We start from the raw sequence: 11,953 nt of genomic DNA on the forward strand, positions 1-11,953 counted from the left end.
TTCGTTCTTCCGTGCCATGAAATCAGCAATTTTCTTGTTGCCGTATTACTTCTGATAATGTCGACAGCAACTTATCAACCTGGATTGGCTTTGCTATATGACCATTCATTCCTGCTGCGATAGCCTCTCTCTTATCTTCTTCAAATGCATTTGCTGTCATTGCAATGATCGGTATGCATGCCTTATCCCTATCTGGCAGGTGTCTGATTTCCTGCGTTGCTTTATAACCATTCATTTTCGGCATCTGAATATCCATGAGGATCACATCATATGTTCCAGCCGGCATTTCCATCATCCTGTTCACACACTGAATGCCATCCTCCACACAATCTATCTTCAGACCGGCATTCTCAAGTATTGCTTCTGCAATCTCTGCATTCAAATCATTGTCCTCTGCCAAAAGGATATTCCTGCCTTCAAGGATTTCACTTCCTGTTTCATGCTCTTCAATATGCTTTTTTACATAATAGCTTTCATCTGCTATCCTGTGCTTTAATGTAACTGCAAAGGTACTGCCCTTTCCAAGCTCACTCTCTACATCTATTGTTCCTCCCAACAGATCAACATATTTCTTGACGATTGACATTCCAAGTCCGGTTCCTGCGATTTTGCTCTTTGTGGTGTTCTGCTCACGTGTAAATGCTTCGAAAATCTTTGTCAGATAGTCTTGTCTCATGCCGATTCCTGTATCTCTGACTCTCATCCTCACCATCATGTATCCAGCCTCATCACAAGGTAATTCATCTACATTTACCATAACAGAACCACCGGATGGAGTGTATTTCATGGCATTGCTTAGGATGTTGACAAATATTTCTTTTACTTTTGTAGTATCTGTCAGTACATGCCTATGCTCTACATTCATCGCGTAATGAAGCGCAATATTCTTTTTCCTTGCTTTCTCATCAAACACAGCAATCAAGGACTTCCAGACATCTTCAATCTGGCAGTAATTCTCATCAAGTTCCATCCTTCCGCTCTCAATCTGGGCCATATCCAGTACATTATTTATGATTGACAGAAGAAGATCTCCAGACTGTTGCAGTTTTTCCAAATGTTCTAAAGTTTCAGGCATTTCTTTTCCATTTAGTTCCTTCTCCATAAGCTGTGCATAGCCCAGAATTACATTCATAGGAGTACGGATGTCATGGGACATATTATTAAGGAAACAGGTCTTTGCCAGACTCGCCTCCTCCGCTTTTTTTAAAGCGATTTCCAACTTGTCATTTAGCTTTTGTGTATCATTTGCTGCAAGCTTTGCGACAGCTTCCGCTTTCCTTGCTTTCCTTAAAAGTACGAGGATAATACCAATGATGCTGAGTAGGAAAAATCCTGCCGTGACAAAAAAAGCAAGCATATTGTCTTTTACAAAGTCCAAAAATGTTACCTTATCTGCTGTACTGTCATAAATAGCAAGTGCGCTTGTAAGCATATCAGACGGCATGGCCTTCAAGGTTTTATTCAATATTGATAAAAGATTCCCCTCTCCACTTTTTACCGCGAAGCATGCCTCCATTGTTTTTGTAAGTGGAACACTCTTGAAATTTTTACTGTTATCATATATCATCGCCTGACTTGCTCCCATGAGGAAACAGTCTGCTTTTTCATGAATGACCATATCTGCTGCATCTTCAAGCGAATCACAATCTACCAGCTTCCATTCGGGATAACTGAATGCAATATGCTGTTTTAAGGCATATTTTTCTTTTGGCACAGCTACAGTATACACCTTATTCTCATCAAATTTTTTCTCATCAGTTACTGCCATCAAACTATAGGTCCAGGCTGTGTTTGTAAGTGCATATCCGTTTTCTTCTGCAAAATACGGATTCCTGCCGGCATAAAAAATCATGTCAATTTCATGATTCTGCAGATCCTGAATCATTTCTTCATAGCCATCATATTCCCGTATATCAAATTCCATCGTTTGATTTCCCAGACATTCTTTAGCATAGGAAACATATTCTGACAGCATACCAGTAAGTTTTCCAGTCTCTTCCTCCATGAAAAAGATTGCCGGATCATTGTTCAAAAATCCTATCCGAATGCCTCCGTGTTCTTCCAGCCATGACTTTTCTGCACCTGTAAGACTCTGGTTATAATCAAGCCTGAAATACTTCTTATACAGATCTGACTTAAAAAAAGGACTATTCTGTTCCAGCTGGCGCATTGCCCAGTCCAGGTCTGCCTTGATATCGCTGCGTTCTTTATTTATTGCAAAATATATGCCTGATTTGCCAATAGTTGTAACGGATGATATTCCCTGTTCAGACCAGATAGATTCCTCCAGAGATACAAAACAGTCAATCTCATGATTTGCTATTTTCTTTTCGACATCATCATCATTATTCACATTTACATGTTCTGTATGTATACCATTCTTATTTTCCCATTCTGTCAGCATGATTTCAGGTTCTGTATCCATGAGCACACCTACACGTTTCCCATCCAGAGACTTGAAATCAGACGTATCAATATCCGTATCCGATAAATCAGCATAAAGGATATATTTTTCCTCCCCCATCGGTTCATCCGGGAAAAGCATTTTTTCTGCACGGTCATCGGTGTAAGATATATCACCCATGATATCAATCTCACCATTTTCAAGCTTATCAAAACAGTCAGACCAGTCACATTTCACATATTCAAATTTCCATCCGGTATAACCTGCCAGAGCCTGCATGAGTTCGTAGCCATATCCTCGTCTTACACCGTTTTTGTCGACATAATTAAAGGTATCCTCAAATGAGCCGACACGAATGGTCTGTGACTGTTTTTCATCATTATTCGTTTCAGCAGCCTGGCAGTATACTGATAACATCATCAACATTCCCCAAACCATCAATATACATACAAATAGTGCGGCTGTTTTTTTTCTGCTTTTATCCATTCCTCTTTCCTGATTCTTTTGTATTTTCCTGTTTTACAATATCAAAATATCCAATGATTCCAATGTATCCATCTTTCTTTAAAGGAGACCACAACGTATGCAATTTCATTCTATACATCTGACTGTTATCTTCCACCTTCGCTTTTATCGTGACAGATATTTCTTTATTTTGTACAGATGTCTGATGCAACAAAACCTGAATATGTTGAACATCTTCTTCATCTACTCCAAATTCTTTGAACAGATTGAATTTCGGATTATCTCTCTGACATAATATCTGCTGTTTTCCGTTTAATATAGTGAGCTGACCTGAAACTGCATTGTAATCAATTGAATTCATGCCACTGTTCGATTTAAAGAAATCAATCTTTTCCTGCATAACCTTGACAATACTCTGTGAATAGTTTTGGTTCGGTAAAGCTTTGTCACTGAGTATTTCATTCGAAAGTCTCTGTACTTCATAATAATGTTTATTATCATCCCTCTCTTTAATAAGCATTTTTGAAAACTGAATACTCAGTTCTTTCAGACACTTAAGGAGTATGGGGTTAAATTGTCCGCACTGCCCATCCAGAATCATTTGAATCGCCGTATCATGATCAAATGCTTTCTTATAACATCTTTCACTTGTAAGTGCGTCATAAACGTCAACAATCGATACCACCTGTGCACAGATTGGTATTTCTTCACCTTTCAAGCCATCCGGATAACCCTTTCCGTCCCATCTTTCATGGTGCCATCTGCTGATCTCCCATGCGGTACGCACCAGTGGATGATCTTGTGGAAAATCCATATCCTTAATTATAGTTGCACCAAGCTCACTATGGGTTTTCATAATCTTAAATTCTTCATCTGTAAGTCTGCCTGGTTTATTCAATATTTCTTCCGGAATACGAATCTTACCAATATCATGAAGGGAAGAAGCAGTTGTAATCATAGCAATATCTGCCTCTGTCAAAGGATAAGCATCTGTTACTTTTACCAGTTGTCTCAGTATCATTTCTGTTGCTGTTTTAATATGCAGAATGTGGTCTCTACTCTCACTGTTGCGGGATCCCAATACATTGCCCAGAATCCTGATCATAATATTATTATTTTCTTCTTTTTCGTAAACCTGATCATAAACCACATTTATCAGATGCTTTTGGTTCATATAAAGTCCCAGGGTATTCTGAACTCTTTTCTTTACAATCACAGAGTCAAACGGTCGTGTAATATAATCTGTGATTCCCAGCTCATATGCTTTACGCATAGTATCAACATCATCTTCAGAAGATATCATAATTACAGGAGTTTCTTCTATACACTGGCTTCTTTTCATTATTTCCAGGACTTCAAAGCCATTCATCTGTGGCATATTAATATCCAAAAGCATCAGACCAATCCCCAGATTATCTCCTATCATCTGGATTGCCTGATTTCCATTCTCGGCTTCCAGATAATTATAAGTTTCTCCGAGAATTTCTTTCAATATATCCCTGTTCAATTCCGCATCATCTACAATAAGTATTTTTTGTCTTTTATCCATATTTTTTCCTTTATCCGTGCGTTTGTTATGATGTTCCAAGCACTTGATCCAAAACATCAACTATTGTTTCTATATCAATTGGTTTTGTAATATGTGCATTCATATCCGGCATTAACCTATCGATAATATAAGCTTTGAACGCATCATTCTGTTTAAAAGCCTCTTTCGTTCTGATGACAGCTTCTTTTCCGGAAGTTGACCAGTCTGCCCGCATTTCAATTTCACGTAACATTTTGCTTACACTGGTGCAAGTATGAACATCATCATCCACAACCAGTGACCTTGCACCTACTAATTCAGGAATAGGCTCTTAAAAAATTCATATTGTTTCAAAATAAAAACACTGTCTCACAGACAGCGCACCTCATTTCATGCAACTGGCTGCCATTTTACAGACCCTGTAGCTTTGCGTCCCAGACTTTCATCTGGTTTGCCGATTTCTTTATTATAATTTTTAAAATCATACAAAAAAACTGATTTTATTATACTTCATTACTATTCTTTACACAAGAAAAACATTACCGCTTTAACGCTTGAAAATAAAAAAGAACAGCCGATACATATCCTCGAACTGTTCTCCTACTTCCGAACTCCACGCAGCATTGACATTACTGTTTCCTGCTCATTTGTACTCAGATCGTTCCATATCATTAAAAGCCAAATACCTTGAGTGCATTGCCTCGCCAGATCAGCCCCATGTTCTGAAATTGATCATCAGGTAAATGGTGACAATGGGTATCGATTCCGCGCAGACCGTCCAAATGCTGCAAAATAGCCGCACTGACGACGTCTCGATTCGGAATATATTCTGTATTTTTCTGCATAGAATCTTCTCCTTTTGTATTGAAATAAAATTGAATGAATGTGCAATTAACGAAGAATATCGTATGGGGTCTATTATATGGGATCAGGCCCCTATATATCTTCCGATTTCAAATACTATAATCCGTTCCCTAACATTATCTTCTGGGAACAGATCTCTGCAATCTATCTCATCTGCAAATAACAACTCATCCACCGTCATCAGATAAGATATATATTCATCCGACGGATAATAGAAAAACAACTGTATTTTCCGCATCTGTGCATAATAGGATTCCAGAATTCTCGCCATCACTTTTTTCAGCAGATCCAGGGAAAAGGGGTTAAAAAAGAAACAACAATCCACTTGCTCCGGCACCTTATATTCCACTGCATCTGCCTGTACCAAAGATACTTTTTCTGAGGAAACCGCCTTTTCTTTATTCAGAACTGCTTTTTCAAAAATCTGCTGTTCATATTCGATCCCTATTGTATGACATCTCGTTTGATATGCAAGAAAAAAGTCCACCCTGCCTTTTCCACATCCATAATCAATCACTGTATTCTTCTTTCCAATATATCCGGAATTTGCCAGACGTTCCAGCACAGAGTACGGCGTTGGCTCATAAGGGTAACGATATTGATCAGAATGAGAATCATCTCTTCCTGTCGTGCGAATGTGCAGCAGCTTATCCCATTCTATGTCTTTCTTATCTTCTGTTTCTTTTCCCATCTCTTATAAACTCACTTTTCTTTTCCAATACTGTTTTGTGATTTTCTCAAGTTTGGTCTATTTTATCCTGTTTTTCAGTTCAGCATCATACGGTCATTTGCAAATTCACCGCCACTAGCCTGTTCAAACTTGCTGAGCAGGTCTGAAACGTGAAGTTTTTTCTTTTCTTCTCCTTCTACATCATAGATGATCCGTCCTTCATGCATCATAATCAGACGGTTTCCGTGAGCAATGGCATCCTTCATATTGTGAGTGATCATAATAGCTGTCAGATGGTCTCTCTCGATGATTTTATCTGTGGCTGTCAGTACTTTTGCTGCCGTCTTTGGATCCAGTGCTGCGGTATGTTCATCCAGCAGCAAAACCTTTGGCTTCGTCAGAGTCGCCATCAGAAGCGTCAATGCCTGGCGCTGTCCGCCGGATAACAGACCTACTTTTGCAGTCAGTCGGTCTTCCAGTCCCAGATCAAGGATCTTCAACTTCTCTTTGTAACGTTCACGTTCCGCTTCATTGATACCGCTTTTCAGAGTACGGCGTAAGCCTCTTCTTGCTGCCAGTGCCATGTTTTCTTCAATCTCCATGGTTGCTGCAGTTCCGGTCATTGGATCCTGGAACACGCGTCCCAGATATTTTGCTCTCTTATGTTCAGAAAGTTTAGTGACATTAATGCCGTCAATGAGAATTTCTCCCTCATCCACCGGCCATACACCGGCAATGGCATTTAGCATTGTAGATTTTCCAGCTCCGTTTCCACCGATAACTGTTACAAAATCCCCTTCTTTTAATGTCAGGTTCAGACCGTTCAGGGCTTTTTTCTCGTTTACTGTTCCCGGATTAAATGTTTTTCGGATGTCTACCAGTTTAAGCACGGCTGCCACCTCCCTTTGATACATTTTTCTGGAAATATTGTTTCTTCATATATGGCAGTGCAAGGAATACTGCAACAACCAGTGCGGATAACAACTTTAAGTCATTGGTGTTCAGACCCAGCCAGAGCACTACCTGCAATACCAGATAGTATACAATGGCACCTGCTGCCACAGCTGCCAGCTTGGATGCAAAATTCTTAGTGAACTTTCCCAAAAGCACATCGCCGATAATAACGGCTGCCAGACCGATGACAATGGCACCACGTCCCATATTGACATCTGCAAACCCCTGATACTGTGCATACAAACCGCTGGAAAGTGCAACGATTCCGTTAGAAAGCATCAGACCAATAATCTTGCTTACATTGGTGTTAATTCCCTGGGCTCTGGACATATTTGGGTTAGAGCCTGTTGCACGGATAGCACATCCCAGCTCTGTTCCAAAAAACCAGTATAACAGGGCAACAATTACTACTATAAATACAACAGCCACAAAAATGGTATTTTTGTAAAAAGCAACATTTTTAATATAGCGAAGAGAAACCAGCAGATTATATTTGTCTACGCTGATTGCCTGATTTGCCTTACTTCCCATAATACGCAGGTTAATAGAATACAGCCCCAGCTGACTTAATATTCCGGCAAGGATTGCCGGAATTCCCATAACTGTGTGGAAAATACCTGTAGCCAGTCCTGCCAGCATTCCCGCCCCAAATGCACCTGCAAGAGCAAGTGGAACCGGAAATCCTGCCATAAGCAGCATGACACAGACCGCACCGCCGGTACACATGGTACCATCCACCGTCAGATCTGCAAGATCCAATATTTTATAAGTAATGTATACACCGATTGCCATAATGCCCCAGATCAGTCCCTGGGCGCATGCACCCGGCAATGAATTAATGAGTGACGTAATATTCACAGTATAACCCTCCCGTTTTCTTATTTTCCCATATACAAGGAAACTGCCACGAACAGAATCTGACCCGTCCGTGACAGTTCGTATATGTTCTTTTTCTGATTATTCTGCCTCGATTGCTTCGTAATCATCCGGTACTGTAATACCAAGTTTTTCGCATCTGTCAGCCATGTACTGCTTTGTTACATTTGGTGCATACTGCACTTCCATAGTAGAAATGTCTGCTCCCTCTTCCAGAATCTCGTATGCCATTTCACCAGTAGTATAACCAAGGTCATAGTAGCTGATAGATAATGTTGCAATACCGCATCCCTGGCAGATACCAGCTTCGCCCGCAATAACAGGAACACCTGCCGGTTCCATTACATTGTTGATTGCTTCCGTATTGTTTGCTGCTGTATTATCTGTTGGAATATATACAACATCACATTCTGTTGCAGAAGTTGCCACTGATGAAATATCATTAGAATCTGCAAATGTGTAATTCTTGATCTCCAGATCCGGATTCAGTTCTTTTAATGCTTCTGTCACGACATTTACCTGATATTCAGAGTTCGGCTCTGCTGAGCAGTACAACATACCTACTGTCTTTGCCTCCGGAACCAGTTCCAGAATCATAGCAGCCTGCTGGTCAAGCGGTGCACAGTCTGATGTACCGGACACATTGCCTCCTACCGTACCTGTCCAATCGTCAATATCCAGTGCTGTTGCATAGTCTGTAACCGCTGTTCCAAGAATTGGAATATCTGAAGTTCCTGCTACTGCCGCCTGAAGAGCTCCTGTTGCATTTGCAAGGATCAGATCTACCTGGTCAGATACAAAACCGTTGATAATGGTAGAGCAGTTTACAGATTCACCAGAAGCATTCTGTACATCGAATTCTACACGATCTCCCAGTTTTTCTGTTAATGCATCCTGAAATCCCTGTGTAGCAGCATCCAGTGCTTCGTGCTGGATCAACTGGCAGATGCCTACTTTATAGGTCGCTTCTTCTGCATTTGCTGCAATACCCAGAGAAGCTGCCATTGTTGCTGCCATACCGGCAGTAATCATTTTTCTTGTTAAATTTTTCATAGCGTTATTTCCTCTCTTTTCTATTTTTCTTTTCCACTTTAACGGATTAATGTATGTTAGTAAGAATATACACCTATTTCCACCAGTCGTCAAGAAAAATATTGTCAAAGAGAAATTCTTGAATATGCTTTCTACCACTGTACGCTGTCAGATTCCATCTTCTTATCACGGATCATCAGCTCTTTTACTGCTTCTTCTGCATTCTTATTCTCAAACAGAACTTTGTTGACCTGTTCGACAATTGGCATTTCCACCTGATATTTCTGAGCCAGTGTCAGAGCCGCCTTAGCAGAATAGACACCTTCTACCACCATCTGTACTTCATCCATGGCTTCCTGCATGGTATATCCCTTACCCATAAGGTATCCTGCCTTACGATTACGGCTGTGGACGCTGGCGCAGGTAACAATCAGATCTCCGATACCGGTAAGTCCATAGAAAGTTTCCGGCCTTCCACCCATCTTGATTCCCAGTCTGGCAATCTCTGCAATACCGCGCGTAATCAGAGCTGCCTTGGTATTATCTCCGTATCCCAGTCCATCAGCGGTACCGGCTGCCAGTGCAATGACATTTTTCAGTGCACCGCCCAGTTCAATTCCCAGCATATCCGGACTGATATAAACACGGAATACCGGGCTGACAAATACGCTCTGAAGGTATTCTGCCGTCTTTCTGGTTCTTGCGCTGACCACACAGGTGGTCGGAAGTCTTCTGCTGACTTCTTCTGCATGGCTCGGTCCTGACAGCACACATGCATCTGCATATGGCATTTCTTCCTCAATAATATCTGTCAGAGTATAGAGGGTACTTTCTTCTATTCCCTTTGCCACATTCACAATAATCTGTCCTGCACGAACGTATGACTTCATTTTCTGGCAGGTACTGCGGATAAAAGGAGAAGGAACTGCCAGCACGCAGACATCTTTATCAGACATTGTTTCCTTCATATCCGTAGTAAACAGAATTCCTTCCGGGATCTCAACCCCTGGCAGCTTACTCTCATGCCGTCTGGTTGTATTGAGCATCTCAACTTCTTTTTCATGGATCGACCATACGGTCACATCATGTCCATTATCATGGAGTAAAATCGCCAGGGCGGTTCCCCAGCTTCCTGCACCTAAAATACCGATTCTTGCCATCTTTGCACCTCCTGTCAAGATTTATTGCTGGCTCTTTTTTGTCAGATAGGTTTTCCGTTCGGTTCCGCTTAACAGACGCTTAATGTTTCCTCTGTGTTTCCAGTATGCCAGAGCTGTCAGCAGTGCCATAAGAATATACAGCTCAATCAGATGATTCTGTGACAAATCAAACCATCCCATCTGGCCAAATACCACCATCTCTATCATAAGACCTGCATACACCGCCAATGATCCCAGAGATACATAATGTGTGGTAAAGAAAATACCGAAAAATGTGATAATTCCCAGCACTGCCATAACCGGATGAAAGGAAAGTACCAGTCCTGCTGTAGCTGCAATACCTTTTCCACCGCGGAAATTCAGATAAAACGGAAAATTATGTCCCAGGATAACACCGGCTGCCGCATACAAAACCAGCAGATGCATCATGGACGAATACTGTGCATGGAATAATACTCTGACCAGACTGACTGCCAGAATACACTTCAGACAGTCCCCGGCAAAAGTAATCAGTCCCGCTTTGGTTCCCATGGTGCGCATCATATTGGTGGTTCCGGCATTACCGCTGCCATAATCCCTGATATCAATACCATGTCGTTTTCCTATAATGTAGCTTGTCTGGAACAGGCCAAATACATAGCCAATTGCCAGACAGATGATCCGAATACTCATATTATTCATTATCCTTTCTCTCACGAATAATAAACTTCAATGATGTTCCCTTGAATCCAAAGGTATCACGGATCTTATTTTCCAGATATCTGGTATAGGAAAAATGCATCAGTTTTTTGTCATTTACAAAGATTACAAATGTAGGCGGCTTCACTGCTACCTGAGTAATGTAATAGAGCTTCAGTCTCTTGCCCTTATCCGATGGCGGCTGCTGAAGTGCAATCGCCTCTGACATGATCTCATTCAACACACCGGTTGCAATACGCATGGTCTGGTTCTCGATAATCATATCAATCTTCTCAAAAAGCTTCGGCAGACGCTGACCAGTCTCTGCTGAGACAAACATGATCTCTGCATATGGCATAAAGGAAAGAATCTCTTTTACCTTATTGGTATAACGGTAAATGGTCTTGTCATCTTTTTCAATGGCATCCCATTTGTTGACGCAGACCAGAATACCTTTTCCTCTGTCATGGGCAATTCCTGCTATCTTGGCATCCTGCTCCGTGACGCCTTCCACTGCATCTATAACAACAACTACCACATCTGCACGTTCTACAGCAGTTACGGTACGAATAATACTGTAACGCTCCAGTTCTTCCTTAATCTTGTTCTTTCTGCGAAGTCCTGCTGTATCAATGAATACGTATTCTTTTCCGTTCCATTTCACCTCAGTATCAATGGCATCTCTGGTTGTTCCGGCAATATTGGATACAATCACACGATTTTCGCCGAGAAGCTTATTGATAATGGAAGATTTACCTACATTAGGCTTGCCTACTACTGCTATCTTCGGTCTGTCATCCTCTTCATCCTGCATATCTGATTCTGGAAACTGTGCAATGACCTTGTCAAGGAGATCACCCAGTCCCTGTTTGTTTACCGAGGAAATTGGATATGGATCACCGATACCCAGATTATAGAACTCATACACATCTGCCATGTACTTTTCATGGGAATCTACTTTATTGACTGTCAGGATGACCGGTTTGTGGGATCTGCGCAGCATATCTGCCACTTTGGAATCAGAATCTACCAGTCCCTGTTTTACATCTACCATAAACAGAATGACATCTGCCGTATCAATGGCAATCTGCGCCTGTTCTCTCATCTGGGACAATATGACATCATTGCTGTCCGGTTCGATACCGCCGGTGTCAATCAGTGTGAATGTATAGTTCAGCCACTCTACATCTGCATAGATACGGTCTCTGGTTACACCTGGTGTATCTTTTACAATCGAAATATTCTCTCCGGCCAGCGCATTAAATAATGTGGATTTACCCACGTTCGGCCGGCCTACAATCGCTACAATTGGTTTACTCATG

Annotated in this window: 11 protein-coding genes and 1 riboswitch; all 11 genes read right to left on the reverse strand. The window is 41.3% G+C overall.

The features are described 5' to 3' along the window. Positions 1-22: 22 nt before the first annotated feature. The 11 genes from H8716_RS04405 to der all read right to left on the reverse strand — a co-directional run bounded on the left by H8716_RS04405 (position 23) and on the right by der (position 11,952). On the reverse strand, positions 23-2,824 hold the full coding sequence (locus H8716_RS04405) for a transporter substrate-binding domain-containing protein (RefSeq protein ID WP_249307311.1): 2,802 nt from the start codon (positions 2,822-2,824) through the stop codon (positions 23-25). Between the two features lie 58 nt (positions 2,825-2,882). Next, positions 2,883-4,418 carry a response regulator gene (locus H8716_RS04410; RefSeq protein ID WP_249307312.1) on the reverse strand — a complete coding sequence of 512 codons (1,536 nt, stop codon included), beginning with the start codon at positions 4,416-4,418 and terminating at the stop codon, positions 2,883-2,885. A 25-nt stretch (positions 4,419-4,443) separates the two neighbouring features. Further along, a complete protein-coding gene (locus tag H8716_RS04415) occupies positions 4,444-4,689 on the reverse strand; it encodes a hypothetical protein (protein WP_249307313.1) in 246 nt (81 codons plus the stop codon). Positions 4,690-4,787: 98 nt separating this feature from the next. Next, positions 4,788-4,863: riboswitch (cyclic di-GMP riboswitch) on the reverse strand. Positions 4,864-5,068: 205 nt separating this feature from the next. After that, on the reverse strand, positions 5,069-5,242 hold the full coding sequence (locus tag H8716_RS04420; protein ID WP_249307314.1) for a hypothetical protein: 174 nt from the start codon (positions 5,240-5,242) through the stop codon (positions 5,069-5,071). 83 nt (positions 5,243-5,325) lie between these two features. Then, the gene (locus H8716_RS04425; RefSeq protein ID WP_249307315.1) at positions 5,326-5,952 is read right to left on the reverse strand and encodes a class I SAM-dependent methyltransferase; all 627 of its coding nucleotides are present in this window, start codon (positions 5,950-5,952) and stop codon (positions 5,326-5,328) included. A 74-nt stretch (positions 5,953-6,026) separates the two neighbouring features. Continuing rightward, complete coding sequence (locus H8716_RS04430; RefSeq protein WP_249307316.1) at positions 6,027-6,821, reverse strand: ABC transporter ATP-binding protein; 795 nt, start codon at positions 6,819-6,821, stop codon at positions 6,027-6,029. Then, entirely contained in the window at positions 6,814-7,743 is a 930-nt protein-coding gene (locus tag H8716_RS04435) for an ABC transporter permease (protein WP_249307317.1), read from the reverse strand. Before H8716_RS04435 ends, H8716_RS04430 begins: the two co-directional genes overlap by 8 nt. A gap of 99 nt (positions 7,744-7,842) precedes the next feature. Beyond that, positions 7,843-8,814, reverse strand: a complete 972-nt coding sequence (locus tag H8716_RS04440; protein WP_249307318.1) for an ABC transporter substrate-binding protein — start codon at positions 8,812-8,814, stop codon at positions 7,843-7,845. Positions 8,815-8,945: 131 nt separating this feature from the next. Next, positions 8,946-9,953 carry an NAD(P)H-dependent glycerol-3-phosphate dehydrogenase gene (locus H8716_RS04445; protein WP_249307319.1) on the reverse strand — a complete coding sequence of 336 codons (1,008 nt, stop codon included), beginning with the start codon at positions 9,951-9,953 and terminating at the stop codon, positions 8,946-8,948. Between the two features lie 21 nt (positions 9,954-9,974). Next, positions 9,975-10,625, reverse strand: coding sequence for a glycerol-3-phosphate 1-O-acyltransferase PlsY (gene plsY / locus H8716_RS04450; RefSeq protein ID WP_249307320.1), 651 nt, complete (start codon positions 10,623-10,625; stop codon positions 9,975-9,977). Position 10,626: 1 nt separating this feature from the next. Further along, positions 10,627-11,952 (reverse strand): ribosome biogenesis GTPase Der, encoded by a 1,326-nt coding sequence (der, locus tag H8716_RS04455; RefSeq protein WP_249307321.1) that lies wholly within the window; start codon positions 11,950-11,952, stop codon positions 10,627-10,629. Between the last annotated feature and the right edge of the window lies 1 nt (position 11,953).

Origin of the sequence: Jingyaoa shaoxingensis, from assembly GCF_014385005.1 — a bacterium.
Taxonomy (GTDB): domain Bacteria; phylum Bacillota; class Clostridia; order Lachnospirales; family Lachnospiraceae; genus Marvinbryantia; species Marvinbryantia shaoxingensis.